Raw genomic sequence first — 17,652 nt, 5'->3', positions numbered from 1 at the left:
CAGTGCTCTGCGCCAGCCTCGTTCAGCCAGATTGCTGCCCCTGCAGCCATTGGCGAACGCTGCTGGCGTGCCGCCGGCTGACCTGCAGTTCGCCCAGGTTTTCCCTGAGTAAGACCAGATTGTGGCCGGCTGGAGTGCGCTTCAAGGCTTGAACAAAGCGCGCGCCCACCAGAGTATTGCGATGAATCCGGAGCAACTGTCGGGGATACGCGGTTTCAAGATCTTTCAGCGTGTAGTCGGAAACCGTTTCGCCGCGGCTGTGATAAATGGTCACGTACTTTTGGTCTGCCTGGCAGTAGCGAATCCCGGCTATGTCGATCAGCTCGGTACCCCTGTGAGTGCGAACGGCCATCTGTTCGTCTTCGGGTTGGTTCGCGCTCTTGCCGGTATGTTCTCTGGCAAGTACCTGTAACTGCACCCGATTAACCCTGCCAGCCCGGGCCAGTGCTTCTGCCAGTGCGATTTTGCGCACGGGTTTCAGCAAATAGGCGATGGCCTGTACGTCAAAAGCTTGAATGGCATAGATGTCGTAGGCGGTGCAGAAAATAATCGCGGGAGGATTGCTGAGCTGGCTCAAACGTGACGCAACTTCCAACCCGTCAACACCCGGCATGCGAATGTCCAGCAGGAGTATGTCCGGCTGCAGCTCGGCAACGCGGGCAAGCGTGGACTCGCCGTCGGCGGCCTCGCCACAAACCTGGTAGTCCGGCAGATCCTCGGCCAGACGCCGAAGGCGCTCGCGGGCCAGAGGTTCGTCATCCACGATCAGAATCGTCTGTTTCATCATAATTGCTGTGTGATTTTTGGTAGCCTCAACGTTACCGTGTAAACGTCATCCTGGTGGCTGTGCTTGAGCACAGCCGACTCTCCAAACAGGGCGTGCAGCCGAGCTTGTATGTTGCTCAGGGCCATGCGATTGCCGCTGTGCAAACTTCCGTTACCATCGGGTTTGGGATTTTGCACAAGCAGATACACAAAATCGCCTCGGGCCTCTGCCTCAATGCGCACGGTACCGCCCTCCTGGCGAGGCTGTATGCCATGGTAGACGGCGTTCTCTACCAACGGCTGCAGGGTCAGCGGAGGGATGGCCTGGTATTCCAGCCCGCCGGCTATATGCCATTCCAGGGTGAGGCGCGAACCAAGGCGCAAAGCCTCGATAGCCAGATAACGCTGGCACAGGTCCAGCTCTTTTGCCAGCGGGATCAGTTGGTCGCTGGTGCGCAGGCTTGCGCGAAAAAGTTCTGAAAGATCAAGAACCGCTTCTTCTGCCTGTTCGGGATCCGTGGCAATAAGGCTGGCGATGGTGTTCATACTGTTAAACAGAAAGTGCGGCTGTATGCGCGCTTGCAACGCTGCGAGATGTGCCTGCATTTCTGCTTCGCGCTGCTGTTGCCACTGGTGTTGCAGGTAAAAGTAACGCAGTACTATCAGCACAATCAGCAGCGCCAACAGCAACTTTTTTGCAATCGACTGCCAGTTTATAACCCCGGGCTGTGGGTGCAGGATATTGTCGGCAAACAGGCTGAACGTCAGAACGTCAAGCAGTATGATGAGCGCGATCGCAAGGGTGGCGCGGGGCACAGACAGTCTGGCCAGCCGTGGTCGAAGCACGCAGATCAACGCAGCACTGGTGAGCGTGGCCCACTGCACGAACAGCGACAACAGCGCGAAATAGTTCCAGTCAATCCATCCGTCGCTCGCCTGAACAATCGCCAGCACCAACACCATCAGTTCGCTGGTGATCAACAGCATGAACACGGCTCGCACCCGGCACAGGTCCGGTACGAAGAAATCCTGTGTGATGATCGCTTTGTCCCCGTTTGGGGGAGTCTCTTTTGTACGGGTCAGAATGCTATACTCCCGCCACGTTCAATGTACCTTCAATATACTCAGTCCCCGCGAGATAATGCCGGGCTGCCAGCAGGAAAGATAGACCATGACGGAGCAGAAAAAATCTGACCAGGCCACAACTTCTGAAAAACCCTGGGGCGGACGTTTCAGTGAGCCGACAGACGCATTCGTGGAACGCTTCACGGCATCCGTCGGGTTTGATCAGCGTTTGTATCATCACGATATCACTGGCTCCATCGCCCATGCGACCATGCTTGCCGAGGTTGGCGTACTTACCGTGGAAGAGCGTGACAGCATCCTCGGTGGCCTCAGCGAGGTAAAGCAAGACATTGAAGCTGGGCGCTTCGAGTGGTCTGTGAGCCTTGAAGACGTTCACATGAACATAGAAGCCCAGTTGACCAGGCGCATTGGCATCACTGGCAAGAAGCTGCACACCGGTCGCAGCCGTAACGACCAGGTGGCTACGGATATTCGCTTGTATCTACGGGACGAGATTGATGTGATCGCCGAGGAACTGCGGCGCCTGCAAGCTGGCCTGCTGGACCTGGCCGAGCGCGAAGCCGATACCATCATGCCGGGTTTTACCCATCTGCAGACCGCGCAGCCGGTTACGTTCGGGCACCATCTTCTGGCCTGGTATGAAATGCTGATACGAGACGGTGAACGTCTGCAGGACTGCCGCAAGCGGGTAAACGTAATGCCGTTGGGCGCGGCGGCTCTGGCCGGCACAACTTACCCCATCGACCGGGCCATGACCGCGCGGCTGTTGGGTTTTGATCGCCCCTCCGAAAATTCCCTGGACTCCGTCAGTGACCGGGATTTTGCCATCGAATTCTGCAGTTTTGCAGCCTTGCTGATGACACATATGTCGCGCTTCAGCGAGGAATTGGTGTTGTGGGCCTCCGCTCAGTTTGATTTTATTGATCTGCCAGATCGCTTCTGCACCGGCTCGTCCATCATGCCCCAGAAAAAGAACCCCGATGTGCCTGAGCTTGTCCGGGGCAAAACCGGCCGGGTGACGGGCCACCTGATGTGCCTGCTCACGCTGATGAAAAGCCAGCCGTTGGCGTACAACAAGGACAATCAGGAAGACAAAGAGCCGCTGTTTGATACCGTCGATACAATCAAAGGGTGCCTGAAAGCCTACGCCGACATGGTGCCGGCTATTCGGGCGAAAGCCGACAATATGCGCGTGGCCGCCAAGCGCGGTTTCTCAACCGCGACGGATCTGGCGGACTACCTGGTCAAAAAAGGCATGCCGTTCCGGGACGCCCATGAAGTGGTGGGCAAAGCCGTGGCGTTCGGCGTTGCCGAAGAGCGGGACCTTTCGGATATGACGCTGGAAGAGCTGACGCGTTTCTCCGACACCATCGGCGACGATGTGTTTGACGTGCTGACCCTGGAAGGTTCGGTCCAGGCCCGGGATCACCTGGGTGGAACTGCCCCTGCTCAAGTGCGGGCGGCTGTCGCCCGTGCGCGCAAGCAATTGGAATGATCCGGAGCTGTCTTGACTGCCCATGCCCTACCGATCGCCCTGGATTTTGATGAGGGCATAGACCGCAAAACCCTGCGCCGTCTGCGGGACAGGTTTTTATTGGTTAATGGCCAGCGCTGGGAGAGGGCGCACTCGGCGCTGACTTATCGACAACAGGCTGTGCTGGAAGTGCTGCCGCTGGTGTTTCACACCAATCATCCGGCTTTGCCCGGCTATTCGGATGCCGACTGCCCTTATGGCTTAAGCCATTACCTGCCCGACTCCGCAACCAGGAGTGCTGCCCGGCGTTTGGCTCGCACCTTCAGTATGCGCGATGAAGGCAAGCGCCGGGCTGATCTGGAAGCGCTGTTTCTGATGGGCAGCCCCGGCTCGCTCGGGCATTCGGTTGCCAGTGATCTGGATGTCTGGCTGTGTCACCGGGACGACCTTCCGGAAGCGGGTGTCCTGCGCCTTGAGCGTAAGGCGCAGAAGCTGACGGAGTGGGCATCTACTTTTGGCATTGAGCTGCACGTGTTTGTGTTCTGTGCGGCCGACTGGCGGACAGGGCGGCAGCGTGTAGAAGTCACTGGTGAAAACTGCGGTAGCGCCCAGCACTATTTGCTGCTGGATGAATTTTATCGAACAGGCATTCACCTGGGAGGGTGCTATCCGCTGTGGTGGCTCATCCCCTCGGAGTTGGAAGGCCGTTACCGGGAATGTGTAAACAAGCTGGTGGACTACCGCTTCATACGCGCCGACGAATACATCGATTTCGGCGCGGTGCCGGCCATACCGGCCAGCGAATTTCTTGGCGCCGGTGTGTGGCAACTCTACAAGGGCATTGACGCGCCCTGGAAGTCTATTCTCAAACTGCTGCTTATCGAATGCTACGCCAAAACGCAGGATCAACCGGTTTTGTCCCGGGTGTTCAAGCAGGCCGTGTTTAATGGCACAACGGATGTGGATATTCTGGACCCGTACATCATGCTCTACCAGCGCCTTGAGCGGTGGCTGACAGAGTCAGAAGCCGAGGTGCGGCTTGACTTGGTGCGTCGCAGTTTGTATATCAAAGCAGGGCTTCCGCTGACCCGCATTGAAGCCCCGGTCGAGCCAAGCGCGGAGCCCTGGAGGGCCCGGTTACTGAGAGAGCTTGTGGCTGGCTGGGGCTGGCAATCTGAGCAGGTTGAGGTGTTGGATAATCGCCAGCGCTGGCGGGCAGAGGAGGTGTCTTCCCTGCGCCGTGTGGTGGTGTCGGAGCTGACTCACAGTTACCGGCTGCTGTCTGAAATGGCGCGCGATCACGGTGAGCAGTCTGCCATCAGCGCGAACGACATCAACTTGCTCGGTCGCAAGCTCTACGCGGCGTTCCAGCGCAAGGCCGGCAAAATTGAGTGCGTCAATCCGGGGCTGGCGCCCTCGCTGGCGGAGGAAAATCTCGCGTTTCATCATCAGTCAGAACAAGGTGAGGCGGGCAGTGGTTGGCTGCTATACCGTGATCTGGAAGCCCCTTCGGATGCTTTCTGGCAGCCTGTTATCCGGCGGTCCGGAAACCTCGCAGAACTGGTGGCCTGGAGTTATTGCAACGGCTTACTGACACGTTCAACTCGTCTCAATGTTCGCTCGGGGCAGGGCGTGGCGTCTATTAGCGAAGTGCGGGAAATGCTGGACGCGCTGTCCGGATTTGTGCCGTTTCCAGTGCGGCCTGCTGAACGGGAAGCGCTCGCCCGCGGTGTTCGCCCCTTGCGCAATCTTCTTCTGATTAATGTAGGCGTTGATCCTCAGTCTCATCTTACCGAGCGCGGATTGCACAAGCTCAGCGCACGGCATGATGCGCTGGGTTTCAGCGGTGGGCGGGAGAACCTGGTGGTTACCATTGATCAGGTGGCTCTCAACAGTTGGCACGAGGTCAGTCTTCAGCACTACGCCTCCGGTGATACCCTGATTCAGTGCTTGAAAAATATATTGGCATCGGTTGCTCTCGACCCCCGTTCAGTGCCGGACATCGAAGTACATGGCCACAAGCGTGGGCACGGCAGCGCTATTGCACGACGGGTGCAGGCGTTGTTTGCGGACGTATTGCGCCAGTTCTTTGCCGGCGGTGCTGGCCCGCATCCGTTGCGCTATGTTATTGAAATGGGTCGCCGGTATTTCCTGTTGGAGTTTAATGGTACTGAGCCGGGATTCATTGCGCTTGAAAGCCGGGAAGCACTCATGGAGTGCCTGGCCCAGCCCCGGGATGTCTACCTGCCTGTTATTTTTGACCGCCACGCGCTGCTCGACGAGCCCGCGCTGCGAGTAGCTTGCCAGGCCAGCGAGCCAGACAGCATTCAGGTATTTTATGTGCTGCGTAGTGAGCGAGCGCAAATCTGGGTGATCGACGAGCGTGGCTCGCTGTTTGGGTGGCAGCCTCAAGCCACCAACCGCCGCTATTTGCTGACATCCCTGCTGCGTTTTCTGGAAAATCTGACGGAGCGACGCACCTTGCGCAACAGCGATCTGCCAGGGGCGTTGGCCGATGTGCGGTGCTATGAAATGGTTGTGAATGATGGGCTCTGGCGGTCGGAGTACCGGCCGCAAGTGGATTCGGGCGCTGCCCTGCCGGGGTTTGAGTTACAAGCCGTGGGTGTTCAGGAAGGCGGAAGCCGGGTTCGCTTTGATCTGTATTGTGGCGAGCAGGAATTCACGGTGCTGCAATATGGAGATCAGTTGATTCCGGCGGTTGCGCACTATATTCACTCACTGCGTCAAAGCCGTGAGCACTATCCGGTGTATCTTACCGATGTGCACCTACCCCACGATCTGGACCCACGGGTTTATCAGCAGGACATACAGACCAGCCAGTACCTCTATTATCGCACCTTGCTGGAGGATGCCCTGAGCCAGGAGTTGGAGGCATTCTCCAGCAAGGGATGATAGCTCGCGGCCCTCGCAGTGCGGGCCACGGGTCAGGTATACTTTGTCCATTATGAACTCAGGGGTGGCGAGTATGCGCGCGTGGACACTGCCAATGGTGATTTTGATGTTAGTGGCCACACTGGGCGGCTGCGGCCAAAAAGGGCCTTTATACCGGGACAATCCAGATGCGGTTGTCACGCCGGATGCGCCCGTCAGGCCCAATCAGACCCCGACACAAGATCAGGAACCTAATGGATCACTTTAACTACCGTGATGGCGAGCTTTACGCTGAAAACGTGCCCGTCTCTGCGATTGCTGAGCGCTTTGGCACGCCTGCTTACGTGTATTCACGGGCTACACTGGAACGCCATTATAAAGCCTATGATGACGCCCTGAACGAGCGAGAGGGGCGAGAGCACCTGGTGTGCTACGCCGTCAAAGCCAACAGTAATCTGGCGGTGCTGAATGTATTAGCCCGCCTGGGAGCCGGGTTTGACATCGTCTCGGCCGGCGAGTTGGAGCGGGTTCTGCGCGCGGGTGGTGACGCAGGCAAGGTGGTGTTTTCCGGTGTGGGCAAGCAGAAATGGGAAATGCGCCTGGCTCTGGAAGCGGGCGTTCGCTGCTTCAACGTAGAATCTGATACCGAGCTGGACCACCTCAATGCCGTGGCCGGTGAGCTGGGAGTGAAAGCCCCGGTCTCTTTGCGGGTGAACCCGGATGTTGATGCCGGTACTCATCCGTACATTTCTACGGGCCTGAAAGAGAACAAGTTTGGAATTGATATCGCCGAAGCGCCGGCTGTGTATGCCCGGGCCGCAACGCTAACGAATCTGGATATAAAAGGCGTTGACTGCCACATCGGATCGCAGCTTGTCTCCGTTTCTCCGTTTCTGGATGCCCTCGATCGCGTGCTCGAGCTGGTTGATTCTCTGGCCGGGAACGGCATTCATATCCGGCACCTGGATATGGGTGGCGGTCTTGGCGTTACTTACAATGACGAGCAGCCACCCAAGCCATCCGGGTACGTCAAGGCGCTGTTGGAGCGTATTGGCGACCGCAAGCTCGAGCTGATTCTCGAGCCGGGTCGTTCCATAGCGGCCAACGCCGGCATACTGCTCACTCGTGTCGAATTTCTGAAGTGCACGGAACATCGCAACTTCGCGATTATTGATGCCGCCATGAACGATCTGATCCGCCCGGCACTTTACGGTGCCTGGCAGGCCATTGTGCCGGTACAGGCGCGTCAGGATGTTGAAGAAAAGATTTGGGACCTGGTTGGCCCTGTGTGTGAAACCGGGGATTTTCTCGGCAAGGACCGGCCACTGAGCATCAGGGCTGGTGATCTGCTGGCGGTGCGCTCAGCGGGCGCCTACGGCTTCGTAATGAGTTCAAACTACAACACCCGAAACCGTGCGCCGGAGCTGATGGTTGACGGCGATCAGGTGCACAGTGTTCGCCGCCGTGAGACCCTCGAAGATCAGCTTGCGCCCGAAAGCTGCTTGCCAGAATGAGTGCAGGGCAGGACGTAACCCAGCATCGCCGGAATCATGGGCCCCTGCTCCGGTTCAGTAAAATGCACGGCCTGGGCAACGACTTTATGGTGGTGGATGCCATCAGTCAGCCATTCCGGCTGAACCCGGAAATGATTCGGGAACTGGCAGATCGGAATTTTGGTATTGGTTTTGATCAGTTGCTGGTTGTTGAGCCTCCGGGCTTGCCGGATGTGGATTTTCGCTATCGCATCTTCAATGCCGACGGCGCCGAGGTTGAGCAGTGCGGCAATGGCGCCAGATGTTTCGCAAAGTTCGTGCGCGATCAGCGCCTGACAAACAAAAAACTCATCCGGGTTCAGACAGCCGCGGGGGTGATTGAACTGCGAGTGGTCAAAGACGGCGTCGTGATGGTCAATATGGGCGTGCCCGAGTTGAATCCGCCCGCCATTCCCTTTGTCGCCGAACACCGCAAAAATGTGTATACGGTGGAAACAGGCTCTGAGACAGTTGAGCTCAGCGCCGTGTCAATGGGCAACCCTCATGCCGTCATTCTGGTTGATGATGTCGATACTGCGCCGGTTGCAAGCCTTGGGCCGCGTCTGGAACACCATCCGCGATTCCCCGCGCGGGCCAATATCGGGTTTCTGCAAATTGTCAGCCGCAACCAGGCCCGCCTGAGAGTGTATGAACGCGGTTCGGGTGAAACCCTTGCGTGTGGCAGCGGCGCTTGCGCGGCCGCCGTAGCCGGGCGTTTGCTTGGCCTGCTGGATAGCCGCGTGGAAATAGAGGTGCGCGGAGGGCGGCTGGTCATTGAATGGCAGGGCGAGGGGTCGCCTGTTATGATGGAAGGACCGGCTGCAAGCGTATTTGAAGGGCAGTTGAGATTGCCCGGTGACTCAGGTGGCAGCCGACGCCGAAAGCCCAGCCGCCCACATAAACAACGGACCGGAAAGCCAGGAGATCACGATGACAGACCAAACGGCCCGCCAGAAGGCCGGTGAGCTCTCGCGAGACGAGGTGGCTGACTACCTGAGAAAGAATCCTGATTTTTTTTGTGACCAGGATGAACTTTTGCGCAGCCTGACCTTGCCCCACGACAGCGGCCGGGCAATCTCTCTGGTTGAACGACAGGTACATCTGTTCCGTGAGCAGCGAGACACGCTACGGCACGAAATGACGGAGCTGGTTGCCATCGCGCGCCACAACGATCGCCTGTTTGAGAAGAGCAAACGCTTACTGATGCAGGTGATTGAAGCCCGCAACCTGATTGATATGGCGTCCACCATCGATGACAGCATCCGCGGCGACTTCGGGCTGGACGCCGCCTCGGTGATTCTGTTCACCGACGCGGAGGTGTCCGGGAGTTCCCAGGGGGCACTCCACGTTGTCAGCCCTGCGGAGGCCCGAAGTCGCCTCGGTAGTTTGCTGGAGGGCAGTAAAGCGGTTTGTGGTCAGTTCAGTGAAAGCGAACGTGAATTCCTGTTTCCCGATCGAGACGTACCGATTGCGTCGGTTGCTTTGGTGCCTTTGCGTCACGACGATCTGGTGGGCGTTTTCGCCGTTGGCAGTTGTCAGCCTGGCTACTTCGATCAAAGCATGGGATCGCTGTTCCTCAGCTACATCAGTGACACACTCAGCCGGCTTTTGCCCCCCATGGTTCAGCGCCACACCTCGGCTACCCCGGTAACAGACCTTGCCACGGAGTCCCTCTAGGGTGACCGTTGTGCCCGTGCCGGCTCAATTACCCGATGAGCTGAGCGGGCACATGGCGGATTTTGCCCGGCATCTTGCCTCTGAAAAACGTCACTCTCCCCGAACCTGCGAAAGCTATCAACGTGATCTGTTTCGCCTTGCAACCTGGCTCGTGGAACAGAACAACACAGAATGGCGAGCGGTCACCGGTTACGATCTGCGCCGTTACGTTGCGAATCTCAGCCGCGAGGGCCTCAGTGGCCGCAGCATCGCCCGCCATCTTTCGGCCATCAGGCGTTTTTACCAATATCTGTTGCGGGAACGACGGGCCATTGATAACCCGGCACTGGATATCCGGGCTCCCAAAAGCCGCAGGCGCCTGCCTGGCGTGGCTGACGTGGATCAGCTTAACTACCTTCTTGACGCTTCGACGGATGATCCACTGGAAGTGCGCGACCAATGCATGTTTGAACTCATGTACTCCTCTGGCCTGCGTCTGGCAGAGCTGGCCAGCCTGAATATCGATGCCATTGACTGCAGAGGCGGCGAAGCAAGAGTTGTGGGTAAAGGCAGTAAAACCCGATTGATCCCGGTGGGCCGGAAAGCGCTGGAGGCTCTGTCCCGGTGGTTGCCTGTGCGCGCCAGCATGGTTCCGGAGGCACAGACGGCACTGTTTGTAAGCCGGCGGGGTGACCGCCTTAGCCATCGCAGTATTCAGGCGCGCCTGAGCCGCTGGGGGATTGTCAAAGGCGCAGACCAGAAGCTCCATCCGCACATGCTGCGACATTCGTTTGCCAGCCACATGCTTGAATCCAGTGGAGATTTGCGCGCGGTGCAGGAATTGCTGGGCCACGCGGACATAGCCACCACGCAAATCTACACGCACCTTGATTTTCAGCATTTGGCCCGGGTGTATGATCAGAGCCACCCCAGGGCACGTCGTCGGCATTCACCTGGCCAAGATGGCCAAAACTCTGAACAAGAAGGGAACACTTGATGTCATCGGATCCATCCTGGAAAGACAAGTATTTCCAGGAGCTTGAGTCTGCAGAACACAGAGAAGCGAACTGGAAGGCGGAGCGCAACGTGCTGGAACGCATGCTGGTGCGCACCAGCCTCGCCTCGGAAGGCCAGGCGCCGGAACTGGATCGCCTGCTTGCGCGCGTTCGCGCCGATCTGCGCAAGAACAAGGTTGATGTGGTTAGCTGGAAGGAGCTACAGGAGCAGATCGATCGCCAGGTTGCTCTGCTGGATGATGCGCCCGGGCCTTCGGTCGAGCCTGCGATTAAGGCTGAGACTGCGACTGTGCTGCCGGGCGATACGCACGATGTCGAAAATCAAAGCCAACGGCTCAGCATTGCCCGGCGGGTTGGCCATCTGTTGGGTCAGTTGCTTAGCCAGGTCGCCCTGGAGCCAGATGCCGAGATGAGCGCCCGGAATTTACAAAGGGCGCTGCTGTCCAGCGATAACTGGGATGAACTCCGGGATGGTCTGAATCAGGTCGCAGATCTGATTGTCGCCGCCGTTACCCGCAGTCAAAGGGAGTTCGAGGCCTTTCTCAAGCGCCTCGATGAGCGCCTTGAAGTGCTTCAAGAACATTTTTCCGTGCAAACCTCTGTGCTGTCTGGTCGTCAGGCGGCCGCAGAGACGCTTGATCGTAATATCCGTGAAGAAATTGAGCGGGTCGGTCAGCACGTCGAAGCGAGTAACGATCTCCACGATCTGAAACAGTCCGTTGGCCGTCATCTGGAATTTATCGGCCAGGCGGTGGGCCGTTTCCGGGTTGATGAGACGGCTCGGGAGAAAATACTCACCGAACAACTGCAGGCCGTGCAGAAAAAAGTGGCGATTATGGAAGCGCATTCAGAGCGGATGCAGGGGCAGGTTCGCAAGGAGCGGGAGCGGGCTATGACAGACCTGCTTACGCAGTTGCCCAATCGGGAAGCCTGGCAGGAACGTTTTTCGTTTGAGTTCAATCGATGGAGGCGTTACCAGTATCCGTTGACAGTGGGCGTTATGGACATCGACTTTTTCAAGCGAGTGAACGATTCATACGGTCACAAAGCCGGCGATCGGGTGCTTCAACTGGTGGCCAGGGAGATCAAAAGCCGATTGCGCAACACAGATTTTGTTGCTCGTTTCGGGGGTGAAGAATTTGTGCTGCTTTTTCCGGAGACCCAGCCGGCCGATGCGCTGGTTGTGATGGATAAGCTCCGGGCCCATGTGGGTGCTCTGCCTTTTCATTTCGGGAGCGATCCCTTAACGGTTACTTTCTCCGCAGGCCTGGCGGGTTTCGTCCCTGACGATACCGAAGAGACGGTGTTTGAGCGCGCGGATCGTGCGCTTTACGCCGCCAAAGGCGAGGGTCGGAACCGTGTCAACGTTAGTTAGAGAATGAATTGCCGAGCAACCCCCCGAGGATACCCAGTGCAAGCCGCCCTTCTTGTTCTATCTTGTTGGCTGTTGCTAGCGTTTCCATCCACAGTGCTGGCAGACCCACCTCAGGCATCACCCGCGCCGATTCTGAGCAGCAAGGATCTACAGTGGGTCAGTGAACAGGAAAGCCTCAGGATTGGTGTGCGTGCGGGTCAGGTGCCGCTGGTCTTTGATACCGGTAACGGCGACCTTGCCGGTACCTATATTGACTATCTTGCGCGGCTTTCCGACAAGCTGGGCCTGCCGATAGAACCGGTCGTTATCCATGAAGACACCAACGCTGGCCCACGGCAGAATCAGCCGCCAACCGATGCGATTCTGACCACAAGAGTGCCGGGCACACCGGTGCCTGATGGAACGCTCATTACCAGTCCGCTGATGTCACTCACTTATGGGTTGTTTGTCAGTGCCGGCGACGCGGCTATCCGCTCACTGTCTGATCTGGAAGATGGCCGCATAGCCGTGGTTGAGGGCGATCCCAACCAGTACACCATGCTTGATACGGTGGAGAGTTTTACCCCTGTGCCTGTGCAAAGCCTGGGCGAGGCCATCAGTCAGGTGTTGTCTGGCCAGGCCGACGCTTTTCTTGGCCCGGTACCCGTGGTGTCGGACTATCTTCAGTCTGCCATGATCAACGGCATTGGCTTGTCGGTGTTGCTTGACCAGAAGTCGGTGGACGTTGTTTTTCAGGTGGATGAGAACCGCAAGCCTGTGTTTCGCGTTCTGGATCAGGCGATCAAAGCGATCAGCCATAGCGAGCACCGGGTTATCCGGCAGTCGTGGCTTGAGGTGGATCTCTCGGCTCTGGAACAGAGTGGTGTCGAACTCTCCGCTTCTGATATGGAGTGGCTCAAACGCCATCCGGGACTAAAAGTTGCCTACCGGTCAGATTGGCCCCCGTTTGAGTATGCCCAGGATGGTCGCGCCACCGGCCTGGTGCCGGATCTCGTCGAGCGCCTGGAAAATCAGTTGGGCACCCGGTTTGAAAAAAAGATTCTGAAAGACCGTGTGGTTGCCGAGCAGGCCCTGGTTTCAAAAGAGGTGGATATACTGCCCGGTTTGTCGCGCACACCGCGAACAGAGGATTCATTTTTGTTCACCCGTGCCTACGTGAACGTGCCGGTGGCACTGGCGATCCGGGATGATGGACGTTTTATCGGGGATTTACGAGAGTTGCGCGACGAGCGTGTGGGGGTCGTCAATCGCCACGCTGCTCACGATTACTTACTTATTAACCATCCGAATCTCGATCTTTACCCTGTGGCAACGGTAGAGGAGGGACTGTTAGCGCTCTCCAACGGCGATCTCGATGTCATGGTGACGCACATTCCGGCGGTCAGCTATACCGTTGCAAGATTGGGGCTTTCGAACCTCCGCATCACCAGTATTACGCCTTACCAGTACGATTTGAGATTGGCGGTGCGCAAAGACAGTCCCGAGTTACATCGCATCCTGAACAAGGCGTTGGGCAGCCTTGAGCTTGCCGATACCGAGGCGATATACAACCGGTGGATCCATCTGGATATTGAGCAGGAAATGGATTACACCGTGGTTCGCAGAGTCGTTCTTATCGCTCTGGTGGTTGTGCTTATTTTCCTTTACTGGAACCGCAAGCTGTCGCGAGAAGTGGACGAGCGTATTCGCTCTGAAAATGCCCTGCGCCGGAGTGAGGATGAGTTGCGAACCGCCAAGCTGGAGGCAGAAAGGCTGGCCCGTGAGGCGGAAGCCGCAAGCCGAACCAAGAGCGAGTTTCTGGCGAATATGTCTCATGAGATCCGAACGCCCATGAACGCGGTGATCGGTTACTCAGATCTGCTCAGCAACAGCGTAACCGACCCTCAGCAACGCAACTACCTGGATGCCATCCGGGCGGGCAGCCGAAGCCTGCTTATGCTGATTAACGATATCCTGGATCTGTCACGTATTGAGGCCGGGAAAATGCGGCTCGACTACTCGCCGGTATCCGTAAGGCGGCTTCTTGACGACGTTCGTCACATCTTTGATCTGCGTGCCCGGGAGCAGGGCATCACTCTGGAGGTGAGTGTCGGCTCCGATATGCCTATTACCATGATGCTTGATGAAACCCGTTTCCGGCAGGTGTTGTTCAATCTGGTGGGTAACGCGATAAAATTCACCCATGAAGGTGGTGTCGCCGTGCGGGCAACCGTTCGCGCAGTCAACGGCGAAACAGCAAAGGCGCCAGAGCATCAGACCTACCGGCTTACGGTGAAAGTAAAGGATTCGGGTATTGGTATCCCTTCTGATCAGCGCGACCGGATCTTCGATGCCTTCGAGCAACAAGAGGGGCAGAATACCCGCCGCTATGGAGGCACCGGCCTGGGGCTCGCGATCAGCCGGAAACTGGCCCGGATGATGGGCGGAGAGCTGGAAATGGAAAGCGAGCCGGGGAACGGATCCGTTTTCACGTTGACCTTGCCTCAAGTGGATGCGACCGATGCACAGGCGGAAGATGAGGGCGAGACCAAAGAATCGGAGCGGCTACTGGCGCAAACCCTGAGCATGCAAGAACGGGGTTGGTTGAGAGAACAGCTGACCGCAGACTTTGGCAATGATTGGCAGGCGGTGCGCGAAAGCGGCGATCCGGAAGAGATGCGGCGGTTTGCTTTGCGGGTGCTGGAATGGGGGCAGCGTTATCGTTCCCGATCCGTCACAAGTTACGGGGAAAAGTTGGTGGCAGACATTGACGCGTTTAATCTGGATGCGGTTAACAGCGCACTGGACGCGTTTCCAAAGCTGCTGGGGCGGGAACATTAATTCAGCGTTGAATGCATGATAAAGCCGGCTTAAAGACAGTCGAACTGGGAGCGACGGTCAAAGGCAACAGACACCATATCGTAGCCTGAGTCCGACAGACTGCGAATCAGTTCGCGGTCTTTCAGTAATGCCATGCAGACTTTGTGAACGCTGGCCTGAAGTTGCTCTGTTGCGGGCTGAGCGCCGGCAAGGCGGAAGTCCACAATCAGATATTTCCGCTCAACCGCCGCAGACACCGGTATGTCCTCACGCTCAACGCTCTCGAAGCCGATGTAGGTTGCGTGGTCCATGGGGAACACCTGGCTCATCACAATGTCCAGATTCTCGGCTTGGGCGGCTGGCACGGCAAACAGTGTCGTAAGCGCGGCTGCACGGATGAGGGTCTGGGTGTTCATGGTGTCAACTTCCCGGAGGGTGTTTTAGCTTAAGTGTAACGGAATGTAATCTTGGGTTACGGTCGATTATTGCAAAGTCTTTCACCTATTGCGCGTAGCCGGACCGGTTTTTTTCAATTGTTTGCAGTTTGCACACAGTTGCGGTGAGATTCCTGAGGCTCCCGACTCCACGGGTGGTTCGCGATCTACTATCATGACGTAAAACAGACAACAGGAGAGTTGCTCATGTTTCAACTCGTATTCAAGGGTGAGTGCTCCCCTGGCACAGATATGGCGACGGCAAAGAACAATGCCCGTGCGTTGTTCAAGGCCAGTGTTGAGCAGGTAGAGCGGATGTTCAGTGGCAGCCAGGTGGTGATCCGGAACAAGCTGGATGAGGCCCAGGCCGAAAAATACTGCGCGGTACTGAGCAAACACGGCATGATTGCTTACGTTCAGCCCATGCCGGGAAGTCAGTTGCAAGCGCCTGCCAAAGCAGCGCCAACCGCGGCCAGGCCAGCGCCTGCGAACTTTGTTTCCGGCGCCACTGGCTCGCAGCCACGCACTGACGCTTCGCGTGTTGAGCCAGGTGATCGTTTGGCGGTAGCCGGCGATAAAGTAGAAAGCATTCTTGCGGGATCAACACTGGGCCTTGATCCCGTTGGCGTTACTCTGGCAGAACCGGAAAAAGCCGAATCACCTATGTTTCAACACCTTGACGACTGGACCCTGAGCCCGGCCGGCAGTGATTTAGGCGTGGAACAGGATAAACCGCCTGCCATCGTACCGGACGTTTCACATCTGTCTCTGATCGATGAAGAAGCAAACAATCAATGAGTACGGGGTACGCCAGGTTTTGAGGCGATCGGCGGGGTTGGCAATTATTTCGCTGATTGTAGCGTTCCTCTCGCCGTTTACTGCGGTCGCCAGTAGCACCACGAATGAGCGGCCCCGAGTTGGCCTTGTGCTCAGCGGCGGTGGAGCGAAAGGCATGGCCCACGTGGGCGTGCTTCGTGTGCTGGAAGAAATGCACATTCCCGTGGATATGGTGGTGGGAACCAGCGCAGGCTCTGCGGTAGGCGCCCTCTATGCCTCTGGCATGTCGGTAGCGGAAATTGAGCAGCGCTTTATCGACATGGATTGGTTTTCAAGTTTCCGTGATGACCCCGGCCGGGCATACAAACCTGTTCGCCGAAAACAGGGAGAATGGAGATTCCCTTTTACGCCAGGGCTTGGTGTGAGTTCTGACGGCCTGCGCCTGGGCGCCGGTATTATAGCCGGCCAGAATCTTGGCTTTATTCTTAACGAGCTGACCCGTAATGTCGCTCTGGTTGAAGATTTCGATCGGTTGCCCATTCCTTTTCGCGCGGTTGCGACTGATCTGGAAACGGGCAATATGGTGGTGCTTGGTAAGGGCAATCTCGCGACAGCGATACGCGCCAGCATGAGCATCCCCGGCGTTTATGCGCCGGCCAAACTCGACGGCCGTTTGCTGGTGGATGGCGGCGTTGCGAACAATCTGCCGGTGAGTGTCGCCCGCGACATGGGAGCCGACATCATTATCGCGGTTGATATCACCGACGCGCTGATGGGCCCTGATAAACTGCGGGAAGCGTTGTCTGTATTCGGCCAGTTAACCACCATCATGACCCGGCGCAACACCGACCAGCAACTCGCTTTGCTAAGTGAACAAGATGTGCTTATCCGGCCCGACCTGGACGGTTTCAGCTCCGCAAATTTTTATAACGCCCCGGTGCTTTTTGAGTTGGGCGCCAGCGGCGCCCGGACACACGCGGTGGCGCTGAATCATCTGGCCGTATCCTATGAGGACTGGCAGGCATACAGATCGCGGTTGGCTGCCGCCAACTACAGTGCAGGCCTTATTGCCAGCATTGACGTTGAGCATGATCGCCGTTTGGGTCGCAAGTTCCTTCGTGAGCGAATACGCCAGAAAGTCGGCGAGCCTCTGGATGTGGACGCATTGGAAACGGATCTCAAGCGCATTTACGGCTTGGGCTATTACGAAATTGTGTCTTACTCCCAGTCACCTTCACCCAATGGAACGCGGTTAACGATTAAGGTTCAGGAAAAGAGTTGGGGCCCGAATTATCTGTCGTTTGGTCTGAACTTTGAGGATAATTTTGACGGCGATACTCGCTTTAATCTTGCGTCTTCCTTGCGGGTAACCGAGCTGAATGAACTTGGGGCCGAGTGGCAAACCGGCATGCAGCTTGGCACAGAGCCCCGCATCCGCACTCAGTGGTATCAGCCACTTGATTACGGGTATGAGCGCTTTGTGGTGGCGGGCATTCAGTATTTCCGTGACAGGTTCGGCGTGTATAACATGGGCGGCGAACGGGTTGCGGAGCTGGATGTTGCGTTTCGCCAGGCTGATCTTGCCCTGGGAACGGAACTCGGTGGCAACGCCGAAGCCAGGTTAACCTACACCCGCGGATACGCCACGGTCGACAAGCAGATCGGAACGGCCGCCACGCCCGAAGGCGCCGTTCATCAAGGCAGTGTCAGCCTGCAGTTGGTGCACGATTCTCTCGATGACGCGTTTTTCCCCCGTGACGGTACGTTCGCCGGAATTCGGGGCCGGTTAGAGCGGGAAGATCTTGGGTCCGACCGGCATTTCGACTCGGTAACGGGTATGTTGCTG

Annotated in this window: 14 protein-coding genes; 11 read left to right on the top strand and 3 right to left on the bottom strand. The window is 57.3% G+C overall.

All coding sequences use genetic code 11. The features are described 5' to 3' along the window. Positions 1-22: 22 nt before the first annotated feature. The gene (locus tag ENI00_RS11845; protein WP_304102448.1) at positions 23-787 is read right to left on the bottom strand and encodes a LytR/AlgR family response regulator transcription factor; all 765 of its coding nucleotides are present in this window, start codon (positions 785-787) and stop codon (positions 23-25) included. Beyond that, the gene (locus ENI00_RS11840) at positions 784-1,752 is read right to left on the bottom strand and encodes a sensor histidine kinase (protein ID WP_304102493.1); all 969 of its coding nucleotides are present in this window, start codon (positions 1,750-1,752) and stop codon (positions 784-786) included. Before ENI00_RS11840 ends, ENI00_RS11845 begins: the two co-directional genes overlap by 4 nt. Positions 1,753-1,936: 184 nt before the next feature. On the opposite strand from ENI00_RS11840, the gene argH reads away from it, so the two are divergent. From argH to ENI00_RS11800, 9 genes are read left to right on the top strand one after another with little or no spacing between them, the layout of a single operon-like run. Further along, positions 1,937-3,346, top strand: coding sequence for an argininosuccinate lyase (gene argH, locus ENI00_RS11835; protein ID WP_304102445.1), 1,410 nt, complete (start codon positions 1,937-1,939; stop codon positions 3,344-3,346). A 12-nt stretch (positions 3,347-3,358) separates the two neighbouring features. Beyond that, positions 3,359-6,238, top strand: a complete 2,880-nt coding sequence (locus ENI00_RS11830) for a class I adenylate cyclase (RefSeq protein ID WP_304102442.1) — start codon at positions 3,359-3,361, stop codon at positions 6,236-6,238. Between the two features lie 52 nt (positions 6,239-6,290). Further along, positions 6,291-6,485 carry an LPS translocon maturation chaperone LptM gene (gene lptM, locus ENI00_RS18640; RefSeq protein WP_349740419.1) on the top strand — a complete coding sequence of 65 codons (195 nt, stop codon included), beginning with the start codon at positions 6,291-6,293 and terminating at the stop codon, positions 6,483-6,485. After that, positions 6,472-7,731 carry a diaminopimelate decarboxylase gene (lysA, locus tag ENI00_RS11825; protein ID WP_304102439.1) on the top strand — a complete coding sequence of 420 codons (1,260 nt, stop codon included), beginning with the start codon at positions 6,472-6,474 and terminating at the stop codon, positions 7,729-7,731. The genes lptM and lysA overlap by 14 nt, the downstream gene beginning before the upstream one ends. After that, positions 7,728-8,714 (top strand): diaminopimelate epimerase, encoded by a 987-nt coding sequence (gene dapF, locus ENI00_RS11820; protein WP_304102437.1) that lies wholly within the window; start codon positions 7,728-7,730, stop codon positions 8,712-8,714. Before lysA ends, dapF begins: the two co-directional genes overlap by 4 nt. Then, a complete protein-coding gene (locus tag ENI00_RS11815) occupies positions 8,680-9,426 on the top strand; it encodes a DUF484 family protein (RefSeq protein ID WP_304102434.1) in 747 nt (248 codons plus the stop codon). Before dapF ends, ENI00_RS11815 begins: the two co-directional genes overlap by 35 nt. A gap of 52 nt (positions 9,427-9,478) precedes the next feature. Continuing rightward, positions 9,479-10,402, top strand: coding sequence for a tyrosine recombinase XerC (gene xerC, locus ENI00_RS11810; RefSeq protein ID WP_304102490.1), 924 nt, complete (start codon positions 9,479-9,481; stop codon positions 10,400-10,402). Beyond that, positions 10,402-11,796 (top strand): diguanylate cyclase, encoded by a 1,395-nt coding sequence (locus tag ENI00_RS11805; protein WP_304102431.1) that lies wholly within the window; start codon positions 10,402-10,404, stop codon positions 11,794-11,796. The genes xerC and ENI00_RS11805 overlap by 1 nt, the downstream gene beginning before the upstream one ends. 36 nt (positions 11,797-11,832) lie before the next feature. Further along, on the top strand, positions 11,833-14,616 hold the full coding sequence (locus ENI00_RS11800) for an ATP-binding protein (RefSeq protein WP_304102428.1): 2,784 nt from the start codon (positions 11,833-11,835) through the stop codon (positions 14,614-14,616). 29 nt (positions 14,617-14,645) lie between these two features. Here the strand turns inward: ENI00_RS11800 and ENI00_RS11795 are convergent, their stop codons facing one another. Continuing rightward, on the bottom strand, positions 14,646-15,011 hold the full coding sequence (locus ENI00_RS11795) for a hypothetical protein (protein ID WP_414674251.1): 366 nt from the start codon (positions 15,009-15,011) through the stop codon (positions 14,646-14,648). A gap of 225 nt (positions 15,012-15,236) precedes the next feature. Between ENI00_RS11795 and ENI00_RS11790 the strand changes: the two genes are divergently transcribed. Continuing rightward, complete coding sequence (locus ENI00_RS11790) at positions 15,237-15,827, top strand: hypothetical protein (protein ID WP_304102424.1); 591 nt, start codon at positions 15,237-15,239, stop codon at positions 15,825-15,827. A 154-nt stretch (positions 15,828-15,981) separates the two neighbouring features. Further along, the coding region (locus ENI00_RS11785) for a patatin-like phospholipase family protein (RefSeq protein ID WP_414674252.1) at positions 15,982-17,652 on the top strand (1,671 nt) is incomplete at its 3' end.

Origin of the sequence: Marinobacter antarcticus, from assembly GCF_011049865.1 — a bacterium.
Lineage (GTDB): Bacteria > Pseudomonadota > Gammaproteobacteria > Pseudomonadales > Oleiphilaceae > Marinobacter > Marinobacter antarcticus_A.
The sequence above is the reverse complement of the archived record's forward strand: the minus strand, read 5'-3'. Positions and strand labels throughout refer to the sequence as shown.